The following is a 23,620-nucleotide window of genomic DNA, read 5'->3' on the forward strand; positions in this document are numbered from 1 at the left end:
TACTACCAGAAGTCCCACCACCTCAAGACCCCGGACCGCACGGGCACGGACGGCAGGGGGCACGGGCGTTACCGGCACGGGCGTTGCGGGCACGGGCCCTCAGCGCATGTCGGCCTGTTCCGTGAGCCTGCCTTTGCGCAGTTGGAGGACGCGGTCCGACTGGGCCGCCAGCTGCTGGGAGTGGGTGACGACGACCACGCACTTGTCCTGCCGGTGGGCGAGGTCCCGGAAGGTGCCGATGATGCCCTGGGCGGTGTCCTCGTCGAGGTTTCCGGTGGGTTCGTCGGCGAAGAGGATGTCGACGTCGCAGGCGAGGGCCCGGGCGATGGCGACACGCTGCTGCTGGCCGCCGGAGAGCCGCAGCACGTTGCGGGTGGCCATCGCCCTGTCGAGGCCGATGCTCTCCAGGAGCTGCATGGCTCGCGCCTTGCGGCTTCCGGTCCCGGGCTTCGCGCCGGTGATCTCCATGGCCGTGGTGACGTTCTGGAGGGCGGTCATGTAGGTGAGGAGGTTGTACTGCTGGAAGATCGTGGCGGCGTGCTTGTTGCGGTAGCGGCCGAGTCCCAGCTCCGCGAGGTCCTGCCCGTCGAAGCTGACGGTGCCCTTGGTGGGGGCGTCGAGGCCGCTGGCCAGGGACAGCAGCGTGGTCTTGCCGCTGCCGGAGGGGCCCAGGATCGTGTAGAAGGTCCCGCGCTCGAAGGCGTAGTCGACGTCCCTGAGGACGGTGGTCCTGCGGCGCTGGCCCGAGTACGTGTGGCTGACGCCGGTGAGGCGCAGGACGGGCGGGGCCGTGGTCGTGGCGGTGGTCATGGCGGTCACTTGCCCTTCGTGAGGATGGTGCGGGGGCTCAGCCGCAGTACGGACGCGGCCGGGACGGCGGTGGCGAGGAGTCCGATGCCGAGGCCGATGCCGCCGACGGCGGCGAGGTCCGCCGGGTCGAGCGCGACGGTGATCCGGTCGATGGGGTCGGCGTTCTCGACGGGCCGGTCGTTCGGGTCGATGCCTTGGTCGAGTCCGGTGCTGCCCGGGGCCGGGGGCTTCCAGGAGCCGAGCTTCTCCGCGGCGGAAGAGGCTTCCCTGCCGAGCAGTGCCTGGCCGGCGCTCTGGGTCAGCCTCGGGGCGAACAGCGAGCTGAGCCCGATGGCGATGACGGCGACGACCACGATCTCCAGGACCTGCTGGGCGATGAGCCTGCTCTTCTTCTCCCCCATCGCCAGCAGGACGCCGTACTCGGTGCGGCGCTGCTTGACGGCCAGGTTGACCAGGAGCGCCAGGACGGCCGCGCCGGCGAGGCCCATCAGCCACATGGCGACGGTGGCCGTGGAGCGGATGCTCTTGAGCGGGCCCGTCATCTGCTGGACGGCCTTGTCGTTGGCGTCGAGCTTGAAGCCGGTCAGCTCCTTGCCCGCGACCTGCTTCGCCCCGCTCTTGAACGCGTCCTGTCCGTCGGCGTCGTTCAGGAGGAACGTCGCCTTGCCCACCTTGCGCGGCCCGTTGCTCCCGGGGTCGAGTGCGGAGAGGCCGCCCACCGTTCCGTAGAGCATGTTGGCGGGGCTGATGCCGTACTCGGGGTCGGCGTCGGTGGTGGGGCGCGGGTCGCGGTAGATGCCGCCGATGGTGAACTCGCCGGTGGTCTTCTCGTCGTTGCCGGTGAGGGTGATCGTGTCGCCGACCGTGAGGCCGTTCTGCCGGGCGAGGCGCTCCTCGATCAGGAGCTGCTTCTTGTCCTTGTCGGCGGCCGTGATGTGGGAGCCGGACAGGAGGGTGGACTTGCCGCTGCGGAAGTCGGGCAGCAGCGAGGAGTCCAGGACGCCCATGCCTATGGTCCCGCCGGGACCCATGCCCATGGCGTCTTTCGTGCCGCCGTCGACGAGCTTGTTCTTGCCGGTCAGGAGGGCGCGGTCCCACATGGAGTAGGTGTACTTCTGCACCTGGGGCAGGGAGCCGATCTTGTCGACGGTCGCGGCTTCGATGCTCGGTGCCTGGAGTTGTGCGGCGTTGCCCATCTGGCTCATGTCCACATCGAGGTTGACCTCGGCGCCGACGGAGCGTTTGGCGTCCTGTTCGGCCCGGGCGGTCGCGCCGTTGATCAGGACGCCTGCCAGGACCATCACGGAGATGACCAGGAAGGTGGCGAGGGTGATCAAGGTGCGGCCCTTGCGGGCCCACAGGCTGAGCACCGCGCGTTTGACGAAGTTCATGGGCATCGGCTTTCTCGGTCCGGCCGGCGGTTGGCCGCCCGGTGCGACGGGGGTGGTGACGGGGGTTCGGGGGGAGGGTGGTTATTCGGTGTCGGTGAGGATGGAGCGGGGGTGCAGGCGCAGGATCCCGACGCCCGGGATGACGGTGGAGACCAGGGAGATCCCGAGCGCGATGCCGGCGACCTTGCCGACGTCGGCCGCCTCGACCCGCACCGTGGGCGGCTCGATCCCGGTGTCCGCGGCGCCGGCGGCGGACACCGGCGCGTCACCCTGGCCGCCCAGGAAGGCGTCACCCGCGGACTGTCCGGCCAGCGCGCCGGCCAGCGCGGCGAGTACGACCGCGGGCAGGGCCACGGCCGCCACCTCCACGGCGTGCTGGCCGATGAGCTTCCACTTCTTCTCGCCCATCGCGAGCAGCACCCCGAGCTCGGAGCGCCGTTCACGGATCTGCAACATCACGATGAGGCCGAGGATCAGGGCCCCGGCCAGGGCGATCACCCAGACGAGCAGTCCCGCGAACGCGCCGACCCGCTGGATGGGCAGGACCTGGTCCTTGTACGCCTTGTCGTTGACACGGAAGTCGAAGCCGCCCTTGCCCAGGACGCGCTCGGTCTCGGCGTGCAGCCGCCGGGCCCGGTCCGGCGAGCCGATCCTGTACACCGCCTCGCGGACCGCCGCGGTACCGGCGCCGAGCTTCTGCGCGGTGCCCAGCGGGACGTAGAGCCGGTTGCCGGGCAGTTCATCCGCCGCGACCCACATCGTCGGATCCTGGGCCGGGTCCCGATGGATGCCGACGACCGTCACGTCCGTGGTGCGGTCACCGTCCGCGGAGCGCACCCGGAGGGTGTCTCCGACCTTCAGGTGGTTCTGGTCTGCCAGGCGCTGCTCGATCACCGCGAGGTCGCGGCCCTCGTCCTCGGGGGTGATGCCGCGGCCCGCCGTGATCTTCGTCGAGCCGTACGAGAAGGGCAGCAGCATGTCCGAGTCGCGCACTCCGTTCACGGCCAGCGCGCCCTTGTCCTTCTCCCCGCCCGCGGCTCCGACAGGCTCCGGAACCTTCGACGTCAACGGCGTGAAGCCCTGCGCGCCGGCCCGCACCGCGATCTCCGCGTTGTAGCGGTGCACCAGGCCCAGGGCGCCGAGCCGGTCGGCGAGGGCTCGGGTGAGACCGTCCTTCCTGACGGTCACGTCGACGCCGATCGTGCGCTGCGCGCCGGCTTCCTGGCGGGCGGCGGCGGCCTGCAGGAGGAAGCCGCCCAGGAGCAGGGCGCACAGGACGAGGAAGATCGCGAGCAGGGCGGCGGTCTTGGATCTCCTGGCACCCAGGCTCGTTCCGGCGCGTTTGACGAAGTTCATGTCCCGGAGGAAAGCAGTCCGCCGTTTGCGGGAAGATAAGCGTGTTACAGCGGCATAAGGATTCGTTCCGCAGTCGTTCCACACTCGTTCCGCACGTCCGGCCCACGGATGCCGGACATCTCCCGGCGCGCTCGCGGGCCTTTATCCCGCTGCAATCGTGATCTTGGTTTCCTGGGGACATGAGAGTCCTGGTAGCCGAGGACCACCGCGTCCTCGCCCGCACCATCGCCACCGGTCTGCGCCGTCAGGCGATGGCAGTCGACATCGCCGCCACGGGCGACGAGGCCGAACGGATGTGCCTGCTCACCGCCTACGACGTGCTGATCCTCGACCGGGACCTGCCGGTGATGAGCGGCGACGAGGTGTGCAGACGGCTGCGCGAGCTGACCGACCCGCCCAGGATCCTGATGCTCACGGCGGCCGGCGAGCTCACCGACCGGGTCTACGGCCTCACCGCGCTCGGCGCCGACGACTACCTGGCCAAGCCCTTCGACTTCACCGAACTCGTCGCCCGGGTGAGGGCACTGAGCCGGCGCGCCCCCAAGCCGCCCCCCGCCGTGCTCAGCTTCGGGAACATCACCCTGGACGAGACCCGTCGCGAAGTGTCCGTGGACGGAATGCCGCTGGAGCTGTCCCCCAAGGAGACCGCGGTCCTGCGCCTGCTGATGCGGGCCGGCGGGGCACCGGTGGCCCACGACGAGATCGTCCGTACCGTCTGGGACGAGAACCTCGACACGCGCACCGGGGCGGTCCGCACCACCGTCAGCCGTCTGCGCGGCAAACTCGGCGACTCCTGCCTGATCCTCAGCGACAAGGGAGAGGGGTACCGGCTGTGCGACTGAGCCCCCGGGCACTGCTGAACGGACTGCCCTTCCGTACCCGCCTGGCCATCGCCTTCTCCGGGCTCTTCCTCCTCGCCGGCACCTTCCTCCTGGCCTTCGTGGTGCTGCTCGCACGCTACGGAACGTCCCAGAAGGTGCAGGGAATCTCCATTACGTACGGCGACCTGCCGAGTGGACGGGCCTCCCCCTTCGACCCCGTGCACCCGACCCGCCCGTGCCTCACACCCGATCCTCCGAGCGACGTCGCCGCGATCCAGAAGATCGATCAGACCGTGCGGGCCGTCCAGGACACGGCACTGCACCAAATGGTGCTCTGGTCCGCCATCGGCCTCCTCGTCATGGCGCTGCTCGCCGGACTCCTCGGCCGGTGGCTCGCCGGACGCGCCCTGCGCCCCGTCGCCTCCATGACCGAGACCGCCCGCCGCATCAGCGAACAGAACCTGCACCAACGTCTCGCGCTCACCGGCCCCGACGACGAACTGCACCGCCTCGCCGACACCTTCGACACCATGCTCGACCGGCTGGAGAGGTCCTTCGAGAGCCAACGCCGCTTCGTCGCCAACGCCTCCCACGAGCTGAAGACCCCCCTGGCCGTCCAGCGCACCACCCTCCAGGTCGGCCTCGCCGACCCCCTGCCCGATGGGCTCACCGAGGTCCGCGAAGACCTGCTCGACGCCAACCGGGAGGCGGAACAGCTCATCAACGCGCTCCTGCTCCTGGCCCGCAGCGACCGCGGGCTGGAGAAGACCGAGCCCGTGGACCTCGCGGCCACCGCCCGGCTCGTGACCGCGGAACTCGCCCCGCTCGCGGCCGGGGCAGGCCTGCGCATCGAATGCGTCGCCGCCGCGCCGTGGTTCGTTCCCGGCGACCCCGTCCTGCTGAGGCACCTGCTGACGAACCTGATCCGCAACGCCGTCCAGTACAACCACCCCGGTGGCCACGTACGCGTAGGGCTCGACGGATCCGCCCTGACGGTGACCAACACCGGCCCCCGCATCCCCGCCCACCGCGTCCCCGACCTCTTCGAGCCCTTCCGGCGCCTCGACGCGGACCGCACCACCACGGCCGGCAACGGCCTGGGACTCTCCATCGCCGCCTCCATCGCCCAAGCCCACCACGCCACCCTGACGGCGCGCCCGGGCCCGGAAGGCGGGCTCACCCTCACCCTGCGCTTCCGGCCGGGGGCGCCGTAGGCCGGGGGCTGGGCTGGGCTCAGCCTTCCGTGGGGGCGACCGGGTGCGCCGCCAGGCGGGCCCGCAGGCCCCGCTTCACCTCGGGCCACTCCGGGCGCGTGATGCTGTACACCGCCGTATCGCGGATCCAGCCGTCCCGCATGACCATGTGGTGCCGCAGCACGCCCTCGTGCTGCGCGCCGATCCGGGTGATCGCCGCCCGCGACTTCGCGTTCCGCACGTCGGTGAGCAGCTCGACCCGGTTCATCCCCATCGTCTCGAAGGCGTGCGTCAGCATCAGCAGCTTCGCCTCGGTGTTCGCACCGCTCCGCTGCCGGGAGGCCGCCAGGAAGGTCCAGCCGATCTCCAGTCGCCGGTTCGCGGTGTTGATGACCATCAGCCGGGTGGATCCGATGACCCGTCCCGTCGCCGCGTCCACCGTGGCGTACGGGATCTGGTGGCCCTGCGCCCGCGCCTCGACGGCGTCCTCGATGAAGCCCCGCACATCGTCGGGGTGCGGGACGATCGTCACCGCGAGCTCCCAGAGGCTGCCGTCGCGGACCGCCTCGCACAGCCCGTCGTGGTGCCGCGGCTCCAACGGCTCCAACCGCACCCGTTCCCCGGACAGTTCCGCCGTCGCCCCCGCGCTCGCCGCTGCCTGCCGCATGCCTGACCTGCCCGTTCCTCGTGTCCGCGCGTCAACACGGGGACCCTACCGGGCACCACGGGCCATCCTCCCGGGGTTTTCCGGCCCTCCCGCCCCGGCCCACCCGCCCCGGCCCTCCGGCCGGTCAGAGCCAGCCGTTGCGCCGGAAGCCCCGGTGGATGACGAAGCACGCGACGGCCATCACGCCGAGCACGAGGGGATATCCGTAGGTCCAGTGCAGTTCGGGCATGTGCTCGAAGTTCATGCCGTAGACCCCGCAGACCATCGTCGGGACGGCGACGATGGCCGCCCATGCGGTGATCTTGCGCATGTCCTCGTTCTGGGCGACGGTCACCTGCGCGAGATGGGCCTGGAGTATCGAGTCGAGGAGGGCGTCGTACGCGCTGATCTGGTCGGTGGCACGGGTCAGATGGTCGGCGACGTCCCGGAAGTAGGTGCGCATCTCCGGCGGGATGACCGGAATCGGCTGGGTGCTCAGCTGCGCGAGCGGACGGGCCAGCGGTGCCACCGCCCTGCGCAGTTCCAGCAGTTCCCGCTTGAGCTGGTAGATCCGCCCGGCGTCCCCGCGGCCGCCGTGCTCGCTGAAGACCATGGTCTCGACGTCGTCTATGTCGTTCTGCACCGCGTCCGTGACGGCCACGTACTCGTCGACCACGTGGTCGGCCAGTGCGTGCAGGACGGAGACCGGCCCCTTGGCCAGCTGCTCGGGCAGCGTCTCCAGCTCCTCGCGGACCGACCCGAGGGTGCCGCGCCCGCCGTGCCGGATGGTGATGACGAAGTCGTTGCCGGCGAAGGCCATGAGTTCGCCGGTCTCCACCACCTCGCTGGTCGCGGTCAGTTCCTCGTGCTCCACGTACCGCACGGTCTTGAACACGGCGAAGAGGGTCTCGTCGTAGCGCTCGATCTTGGGCCGCTGGTGGGCCCGGACCGCGTCCCCGACGGCGAGCGGGTGCAGGCCGAGCAGCTCGGCGAGTCCGGCGAACTCCTCCTGCGAGGGCTCGTGCAGACCGACCCAGACGAAGCCCTCGCCCGTCTTGCGGACACGGCGCAGCGCCTCGCCGACATCGGCGTGACCGTGACCGTCCTGGCGCACGCCGTCCCGGTACACGATGCAGTTGACGACGGCGCTGCCGAGCGGGGAGCGGGCCGGGTGGCTGAGGTCGACGGCCCGCCGGTAGCTGCGGCGCACGGCTCGGCGCAGGGTGCTGAACATGGACAACGGACGTACTCCCCTTCGGCGGATCAGCCGCCAGTGTGCCACCGGCACGCGGACCGCCCTACCAGCCCACCCGACCGGCCGGCCCCACGGGCAGGCCCCAGCGACCGGCCCCACCGGCGGGCCCCACCGACCGGCCCTCAGGCCCGGTCGATGAAGACGCTCGTGGACTTCACCCGCGCGGTCGCCCGCGCCCCGACCTCCAGGCCGAGTTCCTCCACGGCCTCCCGGGTCAGCAGCGACACGACGCGGTGCGGTCCGGCCTGGATCTCCACCTGCGCGTCGACCGTGCCCAGTTTCACGCCCGTCACGATGCCGGGGAAGGCGTTGCGCGCCGAGGTGTACGGGGTCCCCTCGTCGTCGCCGCCCTCCTGCGCGATCTCCACGCAGAACGCGGCGAGGTCCGGCCCGTCGACCATCCGCCGGGTGCCGTCCCGACGCGTCGGGAACCGTTCCGCGTCGGCCCACCGCCGGGCCGTGTCTACGCTGACGCCGAGCAGCCGCGCCGCCTGGCCGATGGTGTAGGACTCCATGCCCGCAGCCTAAGCCCTCCCCCGACCGGTCCTCGCAGGCCACAGGGCAGAGCCTCCGAAGGAGACGGCCCCGAGGGGACGGTCTGGAAGGGACGGTCTAGTCGAGCGCCGCCGCGGCCGCCCGTGCCACCGCCTCCGCGACCATGGACAGCGCGGGCGAGTCCAGCTTCCACTGCTGCCAGTACAGCGGGACGTCCAGGCTCCGCCCGGGCGCGATCACCACCAGCCGGCCCGCCTCCAGCAACGGATCCGCCTGCGCCGTCGGCAGCATCGCCCAGCCCAGCCCGGCGGACACCGCGTCGCAGAACCCCTCCGAGGTCGGCACGTGGTGGCGTACCGCGGACGCCCCGGCCGCCGCGTCCCCCGTCACCACCCGCACGAACTCGTCCTGGAGCAGGTCCAGCCGGTCGAACACGACGACCGGCGCCTCCCTCAGGTCCCGCTCGACCGCGCCCCGCAGATGCCGCGCCGCGAACTCCGGGCTCGCCACCGCCAGGTGGCGCACGAGCCCCAGCCTGCGCACCGTGCAGCCCGCCACCGGCACCGGCTGCGAGGTGACCGCCGCCATCACACGTCCGTCCCGCAGCAGTTCGGCCGCGTGGGCCTGATCGTCCCGGTGCAGTTCGAAGCAGACCGGCGGGTCCTGCGGCAGCCCCGTCAGCGCGGGCAGGAACCACGTGGCCAGCGAGTCCGCGTTGACCGCGATCGGCAGCACCACCGGTCCCAGGCCCTCGGCCATGCCGAGCTCGGCCCGCGCGTCACGCTCCAGCCGGACGAGCTGCCGGGCGAAGCGCACGAGGACCTCCCCCGACTCGGTCGCCCGCACGGGCTTGGTCCGCATCAGCAGTACCCGCCCGGTCCGCTGCTCCAATGCCTTGACGCGCTGGCTGACGGCGGAGGGGGTCACGTGCAGGGCGGCGGCCGCCGCGTCGAAGGTGCCCTCGTCGATCACCGCGAGCAGGGTCCGTACCTGGTCGACAGGCAGCTCATCCATCACAGCGGCTAATGCTACGTAAGAATCTTTAGCTGTACTCCTCGCCGCGCCGCCGCCTACGGTCGAAGCCATGAACCACGGCATCATCCCCGCGGCCCTCGCGGGCTTCGGCACCGGACTGTCCCTGATCGTCGCCATCGGCGCCCAGAACGCCTTCGTCCTGCGCCAGGGCGTCCGCCGCCAGTCGGTCTTCGCCGTGGTCGCCATCTGCGCCCTCTCGGACGCGGCCCTGATCGCCCTGGGAGTGGCCGGCGTCGGCGCGTTCGTCACCGCCTGGCCCGCGGCCCTCACCCTCGTCGGACTCGTCGGCGGTGCCTTCCTGATCGGCTACGGAGCCCTGGCCGCCCGCCGGGTGCTGCGCCCGGGCCCGCGCGCCCTCGACGGCCCCGCCGCCGCCTCCACTTCCACCTCCGCCGCCACCCGGCGCGCCGTGCTGACCTGCCTGGCCATGACCTGGCTCAACCCGCACGTGTACCTCGACACCGTGCTGCTGCTCGGCTCCCTGGCCGCCGGCCGCGGCGACCTGCGCTGGGCCTTCGGCGCCGGGGCCGTCCTGGCGAGCCTCACCTGGTTCGGCGCGCTGGGCTACGGCGCCCGGCTGCTCAGCGGCCCGCTCGGCCGGCCCTCGGCCTGGCGGGCCCTGGACGGACTCGTCGCGGCCACCATGGTCACGATGGGGGGCCTGCTCCTCGCCCGGGCCTGACCCCTTCCGCGCCGGGCGCCCGCCGGCTCGGGCGCCGCCACCTGCCGCCGTCCCCCGAGGTCCACCCCATGGACCCTCCCCGAGTGGGTACGGATCACCGTGCCCACCCCGCCCGCACGCCCGCCCCCAGGAGCCCTTGTGCCGGATCAGCCCCCGCCGCCGCCGCCCGCGTCCCCGTACACCGACTCGGTCCGCGCCTACTACGCCGCCCAGCCCTCCCCCCTCGTGGCCGCCACCGGGATCGTGCTGGACCCGCGCGGGCGGGTGCTCGTCCTCACCACCTCGTACAAGGCGGATCTGGAGCTCCCGGGCGGGGGCGTGGAGGACACCGAGACCCCGGAGGAGGGGCTGGCCCGCGAACTGAAGGAGGAGCTGGACCTGAGCGTGCCGGTGGGGCGGCTGCTCGCGGTGGACTCACGCCCGCCGGGGCCCCTCGGGCGCTCCCTCGTCGTCCACGTCCACCTGGTCGGCCCGCTGACGCCCGAGGAGACCTCCGCGATCTCCTTCCCGGACGGGGAGGTCACCGAGGCGCGCTGGCTCACCCCCGACGAGGCCTACGCGGCCCTGGGCACGCGGAAGGGCGGCCGCCTGCGCGCCGCACTGGCAGCCCTGTACTCCGGCTCCCTCGCGCACCTGATCGAGGGCGTGCCGCAGCCCGGCTCCCCGGCCGGCTTCGACCCCGCGCGCCGGGCGGAACTGGAACACGCGGGCGCCTACGACTCCGCCGGCCACCGCGCCGCCCGCCCCAAAGCGCTCACGGCGGCGAGCGTGCTGTTCACGGACTCCGCGGGCGGGGTCCTGCTGGTGCGGCCCGCCTACGGCGATCCGGACCACTGGAACCTCCCCGGCGGCGGCATCGACAGCGACCTCGGCGAGATCCCGCGCGCCGCGGCGCGCCGCGAGGTCCTCGAAGAGCTCGGCCTCGACCTCGCCCCGGGCCGGCTGCTCGCCGTCAACTGGTCCCACCGGCCCGGCTATCCGGCCCGGGTCCGCTTCCTCTACGACGGCGGCACCCTCGACGCCGCCGCCTTGGCCCGGATCCGCCTGCCCGGTGTGGAACTCCTCGCATGGCGCGCGGTCCCCCCACCCGAACTGCGCCGCTACACCAAACCGTCCCTCCGCCGTCAGATCGAGGCCTCCCTCACGGCGCGCACCACCGCGGACGGCCCCGTCGAACTGCACGCGGGCCGACCGGTGGACCGGACCGACAACGCATGAAGCGGCGCCGCCGGACGGTCCGGCGGCGCCGCTCGTGGTGCGGGGTGGGTCGGGTCAGAACAGGTTGGTGACGCTGGTGGCCCAGCCGCTCGCGCCGACCAGCAGGGGCGCCTTGAGGCCGGTGGGACCGCCCGGGTAGAAGACCAGGCAGCCGGTGGGGCAGGTGGTGGTGGCCGCCTTGCCCGCGCTGTCCACGTAGTTCACCACGAGCTTGGGGTCGGCCGGAGTGGTCGCCCACAGGTCGCCCTGCTCGTCACCCGCCTTGGGCCGGAACTGCTTGTACGGGATGACCTGGCCGTCGCTGGTGATCGTCTTGCTGACGACGGTGCCCTGGGCGTTGCCCCGGCTGACGATCACCGGGCGCACGCCGGGCTGCCAGCCCCCGGCGGCGTAGGTGGTGCGGGGCGCGAGGCCGAACGTGCCGTCCGCGGCGATCTTGCCGGGATAGAGGTACAGCTTCCCGTCGAGCTTGTTGCGGGCGAGGATGTCCTTGACTCCGTCGCCGTTCTGATCCCCGATGCCGAGGATCGTGTAGTTCTTCCAGCTGGTGCCGCCAGTGAACGCGGGGCTCTTGAAGTCGAAGGGCTTGGTCTGGTCCGCGCTTCCGTCGGACAGGGTCCGGCCGGAATAGACGCGCAGGCGGGCGGCCGAGCAGGCGTCGTCCACACATTCGACGACGGCCAGGTCGTTGCCCTTCCTGAAGCCGGCATCCGTGCGCTGGTCCAGATCGCCGGGCGCGAGGATCTGCTGCAGCCGCCCCCAGCCCGTGGACCCGAGGCCGACGGGCGGGACCAGCTCCTGACGGGTGGCGTACGAGGGGTCGCCCTGTCCATTGCCCGGATAGACGTACAGCTTGTTGTCGCTCAAGCGGGCTATGACGTCCTCGAAGCCGTCCGGTGCGGCCGAGGAACCGCGGAATCCGACGAAGTCACCGCCGTGCGCGATCAGCGCACCCTTCCAACCGGACTCCGCGACGACGCGCGACCGCACCCGACCGGCTCCGTTGCCTGCGTACAAGCGCAGGCCGCCGTCCGCTTCGGGGCCGAGCAGGTCGACGAAGCCGTCGCCGTCGAGGTCGCCGAGGAGGTCCGTGCGCGTCCCGTTCAGCGGAGTCTGCCCCGCCGGGTAGACGAAGGTGGCCGGGGACGTGGCCAGCGAGATGTCGGTGGTGGACGAGCCGTTGCCCGCCTTGTCGAAAGCGCGGACCGCCAGCGTGTGGCGGGGCGACACCGTCAGGTTGACCTCGACGGTGGCTTCCTTGGCGCCGTTGGCTAGAGGAATCCAGTTGTTCCCGCCGCAAGGAGTGCCGGACACGGAGAGGGGGCGGTCCATGGCCCAGCAGAACCCGGCGAGGTCGGTGGCCGGGTTCTTGAACTTGAGGCGCATCTTGGTGCGCACCGGCTGGGTGGTGAGGTCGCTGCCGTCCTCCTTGGTGACGGTGACGGGCTCCGCGGGCGCGTCCGCGTCGACGCTGAAGGCACACGCGGCGGTGTAGGCGCTGTAGGCGCCCTCCTGGTCCTTTGCCCGGACCTTCCACGTGTAGTTGCCGGTGGGAAGGTTCCGGGCGAGGACCTTCGCGGTCGCCGTGCCGCCGCTGGGCACGGTGGTGACGTCGGAAACCGGTACGGCCGCACCCGCCGCGGTGGTGACGACGAACCGAGGGGTGACGGTCCCACCGTCGTTGTCGCGCAGGCCCGCGGTCAGCACCAGGCCGCCGTTGCCCATCAGCCCGTTGCAGGGGACGGGCTTGTTGCCTTCGGCGGAAGGCGCCCAGTTCCCCTCGAAGGCTCCGGCACCGGTGACCTCGGGCTTGGTCGGGGTCGCCGCGGACGCGCCCGGTGCGGAGAGCAGGTCTGCCGCCGTGAGCGGGAGGATGAGCGTGAGAACGGCTATGAGTGCGCGGGGCACTCGTGCACCGGCTCTTCGGCGAGTCATGGGAATCGTGAGTCCTTCTGCGCATGTCCTGGTTGTGGATCACCGCAGGGTAGGGCACGCACGTTCGCATGAGCGCAGCAATACCGGCAGGCGGTTACTTCGGCTCGGTCGCGAGCTGGATCAGGTTGCCGCAGGTGTCGTCGAGGACGGCGGTGGTGACGGGGCCCATCTCCAGCGGTTCCTGGATGAAGCGGACGCCGAGGCCGCGCAGCCGCTCGTACTCCGCCGTGACGTCGTCGACGGCGAACTGGGCGAGCGGGATGCCGTCCTCGACGAGGGCGTCGCGGTAGGTCCTGGCGGCGGGGTGACCGGCGGGCTCCAGGAGGAGTTCGGCGGCCCCGGGCTCCTCGGGAGAGACCACGGTCAGCCACCGGGCCCCTCCGCCCAGCGGGACGTCGTGCTTCTTCACGAACCCGAGGACCTCGGTGTAGAAGTGCAGGGCCTTGGCCTGGTCGTCGACGAAGACGCTGGTGAGGTGGATCTTCATGGGGTGCTCTCTTCCGGTCCGGACGGGTCGGGCGTGCGCCATCGCTCGGCGATGTGCCGCAGCGGGGCGGTGTTCAGGTCATGGAACTTGTACCGGCCCTCCCGCCTCGTCTCGACGAGTCCGGCGGCCTCCAGCACCGCGAGGTGCTGGGAGACGCCCTGGCGCGAGATGCCGAGCTGGTGCTTCATCGTCAGCCGCGAGCAGATCTCGAACAGCGTCTGCCCGGACTTCTCCGCGAGCTCGTCGAGGATGGTGCGGCGGGTCGGGTCGGCCAGAGCTCTGAAGAGTTCGTCGGCCACGACCCCAGCATAGGCAAGCAGCGACTTGCCTATCAACTCGGGGGACCGCTGAAGAAGACTGCCCAAGACCGGTGAATCCTTTTCGGGCCTCCCCGCCTCTTGTCCCCGTACCGGCCGAACGGGCCGACGGATCCAGGAGGAAACACCATGATGATCACCAGCCTCGTAGTGATCGGAGCCCTGCTCGTGGGCGCGTGCGGCTGGCACCTCGTCCGGCGCTACAAGAGCCGGGCCTGACCAGAGCCGGGCACGGGAGACCTTCCGGGAATGAGCCGTACATGAACCAACGCTTCACCTGGCCGGACGAGCGGCTGATCAGGGCCGCCCAGGACGGCGACGTCACCTCGCTCACCACCGTCGTCATGGAGTCACAGCCCCATGTGCGCAAGTTCGCCCTCTCCCTCTGCGCCTCCCCCCAGGACGCGGAGGACGCGGCGCAGGAGGCGCTGATCATCCTCTACCGGAAGATCGGCACCCTGCGGGCCACGGGCGCCCTCGCGTCGTGGATGTTCCGGATCGTGCGCAACGAGTGCCTGCGGCAGCTACGGCTGGTCGTCCCGCGGGGCGACGCGGCCGCGGCCCCGGACCACCCGGTGCCCGCGGAACCGTCCGCCGAGGACTCGGCGCTGCACCGGCTGGAGGCGGAGCGGGTCGCCGCCGCCATCAGCGCCCTGCCCCGTGACCAGCGCCAGGTCCTGATCCTGCGGGACGTCCAGGGCCTGCCCGGCAGGAGGGTCGCCGATGCGCTCGGCTTGAGCACGACCGCGATGAAATCGCGGCTGCACCGGGCACGCGCGGCCCTGCGCCACTCCCTGGCGGCGCTCGACCGACCAGTCGCACGAGCAGAAGGAGACACACGGCGGTGAACACGCTGAACGAGCTGAACACGGTGGAACCCGCACGATCAACGGCAGCCGGTCGTGGGAGGACCGACATGAACTACGCCAGCAGGTCCGTCCCGCGCCACCTGGCACGCGGCGCCATCGGCTTCGGGCTGATCGTCGGCTCGATCGCCCTGGTGCCCGTGGCCGGTCCGGTCACCCTGCTGGCGGCCCCACTGGCCCTCGTCGCCTTCCGCGGCTGCCCCACCTGCTGGATGGTCGGCCTGGCGCAGACCATCTCGCGCGGCCGTCTGGAGCGCCGGTGCGCGGACGGCGTCTGCACCCTCGCTCGCCCAGGCCCACCCGACAGCGAAGACCGGGGAGCCATGGACCGCTAGGGCTTGATGTTCTGGTTCAGGTGGAAGAGGTTGCCCGGGTCGTAGGTTCCCTTGACCGCGACCAAACGGTCGTAATTGCCCTTGTAGTTGGCGCGGATGCGGTCCTGGTCGTCGTCCGCCATGAAGTTGACGTAGCCGCCCTCCTCCGAGTGCGGGGCGGTGGCCTCGTAGTAGTCGCGGACCCAGGCGGTGTTGGCCTCGTTGTCGGCGGGGTCCGGCCACATGCCGGCGATGACGGTGGCGAAGGAGGCGTCCCGGTAGGCGAAGGCCGTGGCCTCCGGGGCGACCCGGTGGCAGGCGCCGTTGATCGGGTAGATGTGGACCGTCGAGTTCACGGCGGGCACGCGGGGGCCGTGCACCAGGTGCGCCTCGATGGCCTCGTCGCTCAGCTCCGTCACGAAGTTGGCCTTCCAGTAGTGCTGGAGACCGGGCGGCACCAGGGCGTCGAAGGCGCTGTTGAGCGCGGGGTACGGCATGACGCCTACGTGCTCCGCGACCACCGGGGCGAAGTCGTGGATGGGCTGGAGGGCGCGCTCGCCCTCCTCGACCGGGCCCGCCCAGCACGACACCATCAGGATGAAGGTGTCGCCGTGCCGGTCCTCGGGGATGAACGGCAGCGGCGGGGCGATCTGGAAGGCGGGGAACGCGCCGAGCTGCTCCGGCGCGTCGGCGATGAAGTCCCGGTAGGCGCGCAGCACGTCGCCGGCGCTGTCCAGCTCGTAGAGGATCGGCCCGCCGTAGATGTCCTTCACGGGGCTGAGCCGGAATTCGAGGGAGGTGACCGCGCCGAAGTTGCCACCACCGCCGCGCAGGGCCCAGAAGAGGTCCTCGTGCTCCTGCTCGCTGGCGACGACGAGCTGTCCGTCCGCCGTCACCACATCGGCGGAGATCAGGTTGTCGCAGCTCAGCCCCAGTCCGCGGTCGAGGTAGCCGATGCCGCCGCCCAGGGTGAGGCCGCCGACGCCGGTCGTGGAGATGATCCCGCCGGTCGTCGCCAGACCGAAGGCGTGGGTGGCCGCGTTGAAGTCGCCCCAGGTCGCTCCGCCCTCGGCGCGCGCCGTGCGCCGTACGGGGTCCACGCGGACGCCGCGCATCGCGGACAGGTCGGCGACCACGCCGTCGTCGCACGTGCCGAAGCCGGGCACGCTGTGCCCGCCACCCCGGACGGCCAGGTCGAGCCCGTTCTCCCGGGCGTAGTCGACGGCGGCCATGACATCGCCCGCGTTGGCGCAGCGCACGACTACGGCCGGCCGTCTGTCGATCATGGCGTTGTAGACCGTGCGGGCTTCGTCGTAGTCCTCGTCCCCCGGCGTGACGACGGTGCCGCGTACCCGTTGACTCAGCTGGTCCACAGAGAGGTTGCCCATGGCCATCGCTCCTTGCGCCCCGGCTCGGCACGTGTGGCCTGCGTCGAGCCGCCCCGGGACTGTCTGCCGGTGAATAAGGCCGCCCCCGATTCACGCTACGCCGAATGGGTGGAGCGGCAATCCGGAGCCGGTGCGCGAGCTCAGGTGGACATCGCCCCCCTTGAGGCGTACTCAGGAAATAGCCCCCCATCACCCCCTCGGAGCCCTTTGCCGACCTAGGCGGTAGTGGTCATGACCAGCACTCTTCGGGTGGATCCCGCCAACGCCGAACAGGCCCGCGCCTGGGACGGCCGGGAAGGCGCGTACTGGGCGGAACACGCCGATCGGTACGACCGTGCGATCGGCCCCCATCGCACGCACCTCCTCGCGGCGGCCGAGGTGTCCGCCACCGACCGGGTGCTGGACATCGGCTGCGGCACCGGCCAGACCACCCGCGACGCTGCGCGACGGGCGAGCGGCGGCCGGGCCCTGGGCGTGGACCTCTCGGCGGCGATGCTGCGCGTGGCACGGCAGCGAACGGTGGCCGAGGGACTGGGCAACGCCGACTTCGTCCAGGCCGACGCCCAGGTCCATCCCTTCCCCTCCACGGGGTTCGACTTGGCCGTCAGCCGCACCGGGACGATGTTCTTCGCCGACCCGGTCGCCGCCTTCCGCAACATCGCGGGCGCGCTGCGGCCCGGTGGACGCCTCGTACAGCTGGTCTGGCAGGCACCGGCGGGCAACGAATGGTTCCTTTCGTTCACCCGCGCCCTGGCCGCCGGACGGCCGCCGCCCACGCCCGCACCCGACGCTCCCGGGCCGTTCGGGCTCGCGGACCCGGAGCGGGTCCGGAGCGTGCTGACGACCGCCGGTTTCACCGACGTCCGGCTGGAAGCCCACACCGAGGCGATGTGGTTCGGCGAGGACGCCGACGACGCGGAGCGGTTCACCCTCGGCATGCTCGGCTGGATGCTCGAGGGACTCGACGACGAGGGCCGGCGGCGCGCCGTCGACGGCCTGCGGGCCACCCTGACCGCCCACGACACCGCCGCCGGCGTCCTCTACGACTCGGCGGCCTGGATCATCCGGGCGGCCCGTCCGTAACGAAGGCCGTGTCCCAGGCCAACGAAGGCCGTGACGAAGACCGTGACGAAGACCGCGACGAAGGCCGAAAGCGGCCGGGCATGACAAAGGCCGCCCTCTCACGAACGAGAGAACGGCCTCCGACCTGCGTTTCCGCATGGTCGGGACGACAGGATTTGAACCTGCGACCCCTTGACCCCCAGTCAAGTGCGCTACCAAGCTGCGCCACGTCCCGATACGCGTTGACCTGGGGTTTCCCCTGTTTGAACGCGCAGGAGAACGATACCGCACTTCCAGAGGTGGTCGCGCGCACCTTTCCGCTCCGCGGCGGGGCGGGCGAGGGCCGACCGGGCGGTGGTTGACCTCAAGCACGCTTGAGGTTGCACGATCGGTCCATGACACGGACAGCGACCGCGGACGCCCGGTTCCGCCACGAAGACCTCGGGGCCCTCATGGCCCTCATGACCGGGGCCGAGAAGCACGGCCCCGCCGCCACCTCCACGCTCGACGCGCTGTGGGTGCTCTACGACCGGATCCTGCGGGTCGAACCCGGCAACGCCGAGGATCCGGGACGGGACCGGTTCCTGCTGTCCAAGGGGCACGGACCGATGGCCTACTACGCGGTCCTCGCCGCCAAGGGGTTCTTCCCGGTCGACTGGCTCAGCGGGTTCGGCGCGTACGACTCGCCCCTCGGGCACCACCCGGACCGCACCCTGATCCCCGGAGTGGAGATCGGCAGCGGTTCCCTCGGGCACGGACTGCCGCTCGCCGTCGGGAGCGCGCTCGGGCTGCGGGCCCAGGGGCTCACCGATCCGGCCGTGTGGGTGCTGATCGGGGACGCCGAGCTGGACGAGGGAAGCAACCACGAGGCGCTCGCGTACGCCGGCTCGGCGGGGCTGGAGCGCTTGCACACCATCGTGATCGACAACGACTCCGCGACCCACGGCTGGCAGGGCGGCATCGCCTCCCGTTTCGAAGCCGCCGGCTGGTCCGCGGTCACCGTGGACGGCCGGGACCACGCGGCACTGCACACCGCGTACACCACACCTCACCCGGGCCGGCCGCACGCCGTGATCGCCCGGGTCGAGAAGAAGCGGTGAAGAGCGCCGAAGAAGCACGGATCACGCAGTCGAAGCAGTCGAAGCAGTAGCGATCTCCGAGGGGGAGACATGGACACCATGCGCGAGCGGTTCATTTCGGTCACATCACGGGCACTCGACGAGGATCCCCGCCTGGCCGTCGTCCTGGCCGAGATCACCATGGACGGCTTCCGGCCCGCCCAGGAGCGCCATCCGGACCGCGTGATCAACGTCGGCATCCGCGAGCAGCTGCTGGTCGGCGTGGGCGGGGGCCTGGCCCTCACGGGGCTGCGCCCGGTGGTGCACACCTTCGCCAGCTTCCTCGTGGAGCGGCCCTTCGAGCAGGTCAAGCTCGACTTCGGGCACCAGGGCACGGGCGGGGTCCTCGTCAGCGCGAGCGCGAGCTACGACTGGCCCGCCGGCGGGTTCACCCACATGGCGCCGGGCGACGTGGCCCTGCTCGACACCCTGGACGGCTGGACCGTGCACGTCCCGGGCCACCCGGACGAGGCCGAGGCGCTCCTGCGCCACGCCTACGCCGCCGGGGACGACAAGGTCTACGTCCGGCTCTCCGCGCAGTCGAACACGGCGGCCCGTCCCGTCGCCGGCCTGCACTTCCAGACCGTACGGGAGGGTCGTGCGGGCGTCGTCGTCGCCGTCGGGCCCCTGCTCGACAACGTCCTCGCCGCGACCGAGGGCATGGATGTGAGCGTGCTGTACGCCCCGACCGTACGGCCCTTCGATGACGCGGCACTGCGCACCGCCGTCGGGCACGGCCCGGCCGACGTGGTGCTGGTCGAGCCGTACCTCGCGGGCACTTCCACGGCCGCCGCGAACCGGGCACTCGAAGCGGTACCGCACCGGGTGCTCGGCCTCGGGGTGGGCCGGGCCGAGCTGCGCCGCTACGGCACGATGGACGAGCACACGGCGGCCCACGGCCTCGACCCGGCCTCGCTGCGCGCGCGGATCGCCGCCTTCACTCCGCGGTGAGCGGTTCCTTCGGCCCGTTCGGCCCGTTCGACCCCTTCGGCCCCGAGCGTTCCAGCTCCGGATGGGCGGCCGCCAGGCGTTTGGGGGCCGCCTGCCGCCAGGAGTCGGTCAGGATCGAGCGCAGCTCCGCGGTGTCCTCCACCGCCGCCAGCCGGACCCGGAGCCAGTCGTAGTTGTCGTCGTGGCCGGGCCGTAGGAAGAACTTCTCCGGCTCCGCGGCGATCAGTTCCGCACGGTCCTCCCGGGGACACTTCACCCCGATCGAGGTGTCGTCGTCGCCGAGCGCCACGAAGATCTTGCCGCTCTTCCCGTTGGCTCCGCCCACTCTGAAAGTGGGCATGCCCCAGGCGAGTTTCTCGCTGCTCTCCGGGAACGACAGCGCGATCTCCCGGACGTCCTCCGCCGTCGTGGCCATCCCCCGACTCCTCTCCGACACGGGCCCGAACACGGGCACGGATGGTGCCTCGTCTCGACCGTAGACCCGGGCACTGACATTCACCCCCGGGCCGTGCGGTCCTCCCGTTCGTGCAGCAGCTCCACCAGCTCCGCCGCCAGCTCCTTCACGGCCGCGAGCCCCGCCAGCCCCCACCGCCTGGGCACCACGTCCACCGCGCACACCGTCCCCAGGACGATCCCGCGCCGGTCGGTCAGCGGCGCTCCCGCGTAGGACCGCACGCCGCTCTCGTCCACGACGGCGTTGCCCGCGAAGCGCGCGAAGTCCCGTACGTCCTCCAGCACCAGCGCCCGCCGTCGTACCACCACGTGCGGGCAGTACCCGTGGTCCCGGGGGAGCGTCCGCGCCGGGTAGCCGCTCGCCGGGGCGTCGGCCGCGTGGTGCAGGCCGGCGAAGAACTGCCGTTCCTCGCTGATGAAGTTGACGCCCGCGTACGGCGCCGCGAGCTCGTCCGCGACCCGCCGCGCGAACGCGTCCAGCTCGGCGTCCGTCCGCTCCCCCAGCCCCAGTTCGCGCAAGCGCAGTACGCGCGCCGGCGCCTCCCGGTCCACCGGTGTGAGCAGCAGGTGTCCGGTGGATTCGTAGTACGTCATGGTGTCTCCCCCACATCACGTCACTCCGCGCGCCGCGCGGACCTCATGGACATCTCGCATTCCGGGTACCTCGCACGCGTCGGGTGCGACCCGTCGAGCAGGTGATGGACCAGGGCTGCCAGCACCCCCGTTCCGGAGCTCCGCAGGCGGGCGTCGCAGCGCACGACGGGCACCTGCGCGCCGATCCCCATGGCGTCCCGCACCTCGCCGGGGGTGTAGCGATGCCCGCCGTCGAACTCGTTGACGGCGACGATGAAGCCGACGCCCCGGCGCTCGAAGAAGTCCACGGCAGGGAAGCAGTCGGCGAGGCGGCGCGTGTCGGCGAGCACCACCGCCCCGAGCGCGCCCGCGCACAGCTCCTCCCACAGGAACCAGAAGCGCTGCTGACCGGGGGTGCCGAAGAGGTACAGCACGTTGCGCTCGTCCAGGGTGATCCGGCCGAAGTCCAGCGCCACGGTCGTCGTCGTCTTCGCCTCGACCCCGTCGAGCGGGTCGGCGGCCTCGCCCGGCCCGCTCAGCAGCTCCTCCGTGCTCAGCGGTTCGATCTCGCTCACCGCGCCCACGAAAGTGGTCTTGCCCGCCCCGAACCCGCCCGCGACCAGGATCTTCAAGGTCGCCGACGTTCCGCGGGCGGCCGGATCAGAGCCGTTTGCGCAGGCCATCGAGCACCGCCCGGAGCAGGGACTGGTCGTCGTCGGCGAAGGAGCCGCCGGTCGGGAAGCAGGGCGCCCGCACCGTCACGGCTCCTTGTTCCATCAGGTCGCCGAGGACGACCTTGACCACCACCGCCGGCAGCCGCAGGTGTCCGGCCACCTCGGCGACGGTGACCGCGGCCGAGCCGGCGCAGAGCCGGAGCGCGAGGACGTGCTCGGCGCCGAGCGGGACGCGCGGGCGCACGCCGGTCGCCGTCACCAGCGACAGTAGGTCGAGGGCGACGGACGCGCGCGTCCGCCCGCCGCTCGCGGTGTACGGACGGATGACCCGGCCCGCCGAATCGTCCAGCCACGGCGCGTCGCGCGGTCCCCCCGGCGCCGTCGCCCCCCTGGCACGGGCCCTCATCGCTCCGTGTCGGCGGCGGGCCGCCTCGGCGGGGCGGCCAGGTACGGGCGGACGCTCTTGACCAGCATGGCCATCTCGTAGCCGAGCACGCCCGCGTCGGCCTCCCGGTCGGCCAGTACGGCCAGACAGGTGCCGGATCCGGCCGCCGAGACGAAGACGAGGGCGGTGTCGAGCTCGACCACCACCTGCCGGACCTCGGCGCCCTCCGCGAACCGGGACCCGGCGCTGCGTCCCAGGGCGTACAGCCCGGAGGCGAGGGCCGCCAGGTGGTCGGCGCTGTCGGCGTCGAGTCCGTGCAGGCAGGTGACGAGCCCGTCGGCGGTCAGCAGGACCGCGCTGCGCGTGTAAGGAACCCGCTGGACCAGGCCGCTGAGCAGCCAGTCGAGGTCCGAGAGCCGGGTGGTCGTCGTGCTGATCGTGGCTGCCGTGCTGATCGTGGACGTCGTACTGATCGTGGTCGCCGCTTCGCCGCCCATGGGGGTGCGCTCCTTAGCTGTCGGGTGAGGGACCGGGGTCACGTCTGGTGCTCCGACTGGGCGAGGCCGAAGCCCCGTTGGAAGGCGGCCATCAGGCCGGGGTCGTGTACGGGCCGCTCCGCGCCCTCGCCGCCGCCCGGCCGGGGCACCGGGGCCTCGCGCAGCTGGGGCACGAGGTGCTCCTGGGCCCGCCGGCGGGGCAGCGGCGGCCGCTCGCCGCCGTCCCTGGCGGCGGGTACGGCGGAGAGCGGCGGCGCGAGGGGCGCCGCCACGACGGTCCTCACGCCGGCGTCCCGGCCCGGCGCCACCGGCGGGGCTCCGGAGGGCTCCGGCGCCCCGGGCAGGGGCACCCGTACCGGCTCCAGCCGTGGCGCTCCCGCCCCCTCGCCGGTCCCCCAGGCGGTGGCCCGGGAGCCGCCCAGGGCGTCGGACGCGCTCGGCGCCTCGGCCCCCAACAGCTCCTGGGGCAGGACCAGTACGGCGAGCACGCCGCCGTAGATGTTCGACTTGAGCTCCACGGCGATCCCGTGCCTGCGGGCCAGCGCGGAGACGACGAACAGGCCGATCCGCCCGTCGGCCAGCAGCTGCCGGACGCTGATCTGGTCGGGGTCGCCGAGCAGGGCGTTCATCCGGTGCGCTTCCTCGGGCGGCATCCCGAGGCCCCGGTCCTCCACCTCGACCGCGATCCCGGCCGTGACCCGCTCCGCGCGCACCACGACATCGGTGTCGGGGGCGGAGAACACGGTGGCGTTCTCGACCAGTTCGGCCAGCAGGTGCACGACGTCGGCGACGGCGTGGCCCCGTACGGAACCGCCCGCGGGGGGCACCACTTTGACCCGGGTGTACTGCTCGACCTCCGCGACCGAGGAGCGCAGCACCTCGCTCAGGTCGACGGGCCGGGTCCACTGGCGGCGCGAGGCCGCTCCGCCGAGCACCGCGAGGTTCTCCGCGTGGCGCCGGATCCGGGTGGCGAGGTGGTCGACGTGGAAGAGCTCCTTGAGCAGGTCCGGGTCCTCGACCGTGTCCTCCAGGTCGTCCAGCAGCGAGATCTCGCGGTGCACGAGGGACTGGAGGCGGCGGGCGAGGTTGACGAAGACCTCGACCTTGCGGTCGCTGTCGGAGGGCGTGACGGGTCCGCCGAGGCGGACCAGGGTCGCGTGGGCCTGTTCGCGGGCCCCGCGTAGTTCCTGGGCCAGCAGCCAGAACTCGTCGATTCCCGCCGTCTCGGGACCGAAGGACGGCGCGGCCGGCCCGCCGCGCACCGGGCGCGCGGGCAGTTCGCCGCGCTCCAGCCGGTCGGCGGTGGTGTGCAGCTCCTGGCGGCCGCGGACGCTGGAGCGGCGCAGGGCCTCGCAGCGGTCGCGGACGGTCTTGGCCGCGCGCTGGGCCCCGAGCAGGGCGGCCGCGAGCGCGCCCGCGAAGAGCAGCGCGCAGCCGCTGAGCACGGGCCACAGCCGGGGGTCGCGGGCGCCCGCGCCGCCGCCGAGCTGGAGCGCGAAGATCACCGCGGCGGCGCCGCTGAGCCCGGCGGCCAGCGTGGGCAGCAGGGCGGCGCGGATCAGCTGGGGCCGTATCTGCCGACCGGGACCGGTGACGGCGTGTCTCGACGGGGAGTGGCGGGCGGCGCGGAGTCCGGACATCGGCGTCCTCGGTATGTGGGGCCCGGCCCCCGGGCTTCCCGGGATCCGGTGTTGATCA

General features: G+C 72.2%; 27 protein-coding genes and 1 tRNA gene. 10 read left to right on the forward strand and 18 right to left on the reverse strand.

Annotated features, from left to right (window positions below; translation table 11 throughout):
* Positions 1-99: 99 nt before the first annotated feature.
* The 3 genes from ACFYYB_RS03760 to ACFYYB_RS03770 form a co-directional block, all read right to left on the reverse strand.
* A complete protein-coding gene (locus ACFYYB_RS03760) occupies positions 100-810 on the reverse strand; it encodes an ABC transporter ATP-binding protein (protein ID WP_389433027.1) in 711 nt (236 codons plus the stop codon).
* Between the two features lie 5 nt (positions 811-815).
* Positions 816-2,201 carry an FtsX-like permease family protein gene (locus ACFYYB_RS03765; RefSeq protein WP_389433028.1) on the reverse strand — a complete coding sequence of 462 codons (1,386 nt, stop codon included), beginning with the start codon at positions 2,199-2,201 and terminating at the stop codon, positions 816-818.
* 81 nt (positions 2,202-2,282) lie between these two features.
* Positions 2,283-3,557, reverse strand: a complete 1,275-nt coding sequence (locus ACFYYB_RS03770) for an ABC transporter permease (RefSeq protein WP_389433029.1) — start codon at positions 3,555-3,557, stop codon at positions 2,283-2,285.
* A gap of 179 nt (positions 3,558-3,736) precedes the next feature.
* Between ACFYYB_RS03770 and ACFYYB_RS03775 the strand changes: the two genes are divergently transcribed.
* Together ACFYYB_RS03775 and ACFYYB_RS03780 are read left to right on the forward strand one after the other, a co-directional pair.
* Positions 3,737-4,399: a response regulator transcription factor gene (locus tag ACFYYB_RS03775; protein WP_389433030.1), complete on the forward strand. Its 663-nt coding sequence runs from the start codon at positions 3,737-3,739 to the stop codon at positions 4,397-4,399.
* Entirely contained in the window at positions 4,390-5,592 is a 1,203-nt protein-coding gene (locus ACFYYB_RS03780) for a sensor histidine kinase (RefSeq protein ID WP_389433031.1), read from the forward strand. The genes ACFYYB_RS03775 and ACFYYB_RS03780 overlap by 10 nt, the downstream gene beginning before the upstream one ends.
* A 19-nt stretch (positions 5,593-5,611) precedes the next feature.
* Here the strand turns inward: ACFYYB_RS03780 and ACFYYB_RS03785 are convergent, their stop codons facing one another.
* The 4 genes from ACFYYB_RS03785 to ACFYYB_RS03800 all read right to left on the reverse strand — a co-directional run bounded on the left by ACFYYB_RS03785 (position 5,612) and on the right by ACFYYB_RS03800 (position 8,981).
* Entirely contained in the window at positions 5,612-6,238 is a 627-nt protein-coding gene (locus tag ACFYYB_RS03785; RefSeq protein WP_389433032.1) for a GNAT family N-acetyltransferase, read from the reverse strand.
* Positions 6,239-6,362: 124 nt separating this feature from the next.
* A complete protein-coding gene (corA, locus tag ACFYYB_RS03790) occupies positions 6,363-7,451 on the reverse strand; it encodes a magnesium/cobalt transporter CorA (RefSeq protein WP_389433033.1) in 1,089 nt (362 codons plus the stop codon).
* Positions 7,452-7,594: 143 nt separating this feature from the next.
* A complete protein-coding gene (locus tag ACFYYB_RS03795; protein WP_327303211.1) occupies positions 7,595-7,987 on the reverse strand; it encodes a TOBE domain-containing protein in 393 nt (130 codons plus the stop codon).
* 97 nt (positions 7,988-8,084) lie between these two features.
* Positions 8,085-8,981, reverse strand: a complete 897-nt coding sequence (locus tag ACFYYB_RS03800) for a LysR family transcriptional regulator ArgP (RefSeq protein ID WP_389433034.1) — start codon at positions 8,979-8,981, stop codon at positions 8,085-8,087.
* Between the two features lie 70 nt (positions 8,982-9,051).
* Here ACFYYB_RS03800 and ACFYYB_RS03805 point away from each other — a divergent pair, with 70 nt between their 5' ends.
* Positions 9,052-9,684: a LysE/ArgO family amino acid transporter gene (locus ACFYYB_RS03805; RefSeq protein ID WP_389433035.1), complete on the forward strand. Its 633-nt coding sequence runs from the start codon at positions 9,052-9,054 to the stop codon at positions 9,682-9,684.
* 138 nt (positions 9,685-9,822) lie between these two features.
* Complete coding sequence (locus ACFYYB_RS03810) at positions 9,823-10,902, forward strand: NUDIX domain-containing protein (protein ID WP_389433036.1); 1,080 nt, start codon at positions 9,823-9,825, stop codon at positions 10,900-10,902.
* Between the two features lie 54 nt (positions 10,903-10,956).
* Here ACFYYB_RS03810 and ACFYYB_RS03815 read toward each other — a convergent pair whose 3' ends face one another.
* The 3 genes from ACFYYB_RS03815 to ACFYYB_RS03825 all read right to left on the reverse strand — a co-directional run bounded on the left by ACFYYB_RS03815 (position 10,957) and on the right by ACFYYB_RS03825 (position 13,623).
* Positions 10,957-12,810 (reverse strand): hypothetical protein, encoded by a 1,854-nt coding sequence (locus ACFYYB_RS03815; RefSeq protein ID WP_389433037.1) that lies wholly within the window; start codon positions 12,808-12,810, stop codon positions 10,957-10,959.
* A 121-nt stretch (positions 12,811-12,931) separates the two neighbouring features.
* The gene (locus ACFYYB_RS03820) at positions 12,932-13,324 is read right to left on the reverse strand and encodes a VOC family protein (RefSeq protein ID WP_389433038.1); all 393 of its coding nucleotides are present in this window, start codon (positions 13,322-13,324) and stop codon (positions 12,932-12,934) included.
* Positions 13,321-13,623, reverse strand: a complete 303-nt coding sequence (locus ACFYYB_RS03825) for an ArsR/SmtB family transcription factor (RefSeq protein ID WP_389433039.1) — start codon at positions 13,621-13,623, stop codon at positions 13,321-13,323. Before ACFYYB_RS03825 ends, ACFYYB_RS03820 begins: the two co-directional genes overlap by 4 nt.
* 147 nt (positions 13,624-13,770) lie before the next feature.
* On the opposite strand from ACFYYB_RS03825, the gene ACFYYB_RS03830 reads away from it, so the two are divergent.
* The 3 genes from ACFYYB_RS03830 (at position 13,771) to ACFYYB_RS03840 (ending at position 14,842) form a co-directional block, all read left to right on the forward strand.
* Positions 13,771-13,860, forward strand: coding sequence for an LPXTG cell wall anchor domain-containing protein (locus ACFYYB_RS03830; protein WP_327303218.1), 90 nt, complete (start codon positions 13,771-13,773; stop codon positions 13,858-13,860).
* Between the two features lie 41 nt (positions 13,861-13,901).
* Positions 13,902-14,489, forward strand: coding sequence for an RNA polymerase sigma factor (locus ACFYYB_RS03835; protein ID WP_389433040.1), 588 nt, complete (start codon positions 13,902-13,904; stop codon positions 14,487-14,489).
* A 68-nt stretch (positions 14,490-14,557) separates the two neighbouring features.
* The gene (locus ACFYYB_RS03840; protein WP_389433041.1) at positions 14,558-14,842 is read left to right on the forward strand and encodes a hypothetical protein; all 285 of its coding nucleotides are present in this window, start codon (positions 14,558-14,560) and stop codon (positions 14,840-14,842) included.
* Here the strand turns inward: ACFYYB_RS03840 and ACFYYB_RS03845 are convergent.
* Positions 14,839-16,209 (reverse strand): FAD-binding oxidoreductase, encoded by a 1,371-nt coding sequence (locus ACFYYB_RS03845; protein ID WP_389433042.1) that lies wholly within the window; start codon positions 16,207-16,209, stop codon positions 14,839-14,841. The two genes, ACFYYB_RS03840 and ACFYYB_RS03845, sit on opposite strands and share 4 nt — an antisense overlap.
* Positions 16,210-16,440: 231 nt before the next feature.
* On the opposite strand from ACFYYB_RS03845, the gene ACFYYB_RS03850 reads away from it, so the two are divergent.
* On the forward strand, positions 16,441-17,292 hold the full coding sequence (locus tag ACFYYB_RS03850) for a class I SAM-dependent methyltransferase (protein WP_389433043.1): 852 nt from the start codon (positions 16,441-16,443) through the stop codon (positions 17,290-17,292).
* A 137-nt stretch (positions 17,293-17,429) separates the two neighbouring features.
* On the opposite strand, the gene ACFYYB_RS03855 is transcribed toward ACFYYB_RS03850, so the two are convergent.
* A tRNA-Pro gene (locus tag ACFYYB_RS03855) sits at positions 17,430-17,506 on the reverse strand.
* 160 nt (positions 17,507-17,666) lie between these two features.
* Here ACFYYB_RS03855 and ACFYYB_RS03860 point away from each other — a divergent pair.
* Positions 17,667-18,371 (forward strand): transketolase, encoded by a 705-nt coding sequence (locus ACFYYB_RS03860; protein WP_389433044.1) that lies wholly within the window; start codon positions 17,667-17,669, stop codon positions 18,369-18,371.
* Between the two features lie 69 nt (positions 18,372-18,440).
* Positions 18,441-19,340, forward strand: a complete 900-nt coding sequence (locus ACFYYB_RS03865) for a transketolase family protein (RefSeq protein WP_389433045.1) — start codon at positions 18,441-18,443, stop codon at positions 19,338-19,340.
* Here ACFYYB_RS03865 and ACFYYB_RS03870 read toward each other — a convergent pair.
* From ACFYYB_RS03870 to ACFYYB_RS03895, 6 genes are all read right to left on the reverse strand, one after another.
* Complete coding sequence (locus ACFYYB_RS03870; protein WP_389433046.1) at positions 19,327-19,755, reverse strand: MmcQ/YjbR family DNA-binding protein; 429 nt, start codon at positions 19,753-19,755, stop codon at positions 19,327-19,329. The genes ACFYYB_RS03865 and ACFYYB_RS03870 overlap by 14 nt on opposite strands.
* Positions 19,756-19,835: 80 nt before the next feature.
* On the reverse strand, positions 19,836-20,387 hold the full coding sequence (locus ACFYYB_RS03875; RefSeq protein ID WP_389433047.1) for a GAF domain-containing protein: 552 nt from the start codon (positions 20,385-20,387) through the stop codon (positions 19,836-19,838).
* Between the two features lie 20 nt (positions 20,388-20,407).
* Positions 20,408-21,049, reverse strand: a complete 642-nt coding sequence (locus tag ACFYYB_RS03880) for an ATP/GTP-binding protein (RefSeq protein WP_389433048.1) — start codon at positions 21,047-21,049, stop codon at positions 20,408-20,410.
* Positions 21,027-21,446 carry a DUF742 domain-containing protein gene (locus tag ACFYYB_RS03885; protein WP_389433049.1) on the reverse strand — a complete coding sequence of 140 codons (420 nt, stop codon included), beginning with the start codon at positions 21,444-21,446 and terminating at the stop codon, positions 21,027-21,029. The genes ACFYYB_RS03880 and ACFYYB_RS03885 overlap by 23 nt, the downstream gene beginning before the upstream one ends.
* Positions 21,443-21,922: a roadblock/LC7 domain-containing protein gene (locus tag ACFYYB_RS03890; protein WP_389433050.1), complete on the reverse strand. Its 480-nt coding sequence runs from the start codon at positions 21,920-21,922 to the stop codon at positions 21,443-21,445. The genes ACFYYB_RS03885 and ACFYYB_RS03890 overlap by 4 nt, the downstream gene beginning before the upstream one ends.
* 38 nt (positions 21,923-21,960) lie before the next feature.
* Entirely contained in the window at positions 21,961-23,562 is a 1,602-nt protein-coding gene (locus tag ACFYYB_RS03895) for an ATP-binding protein (RefSeq protein ID WP_389433051.1), read from the reverse strand.
* Positions 23,563-23,620: the final 58 nt, after the last annotated feature.

It is taken from the genome of Streptomyces sp. NPDC002886 (assembly GCF_042888445.1).
Lineage (GTDB): Bacteria > Actinomycetota > Actinomycetes > Streptomycetales > Streptomycetaceae > Streptomyces.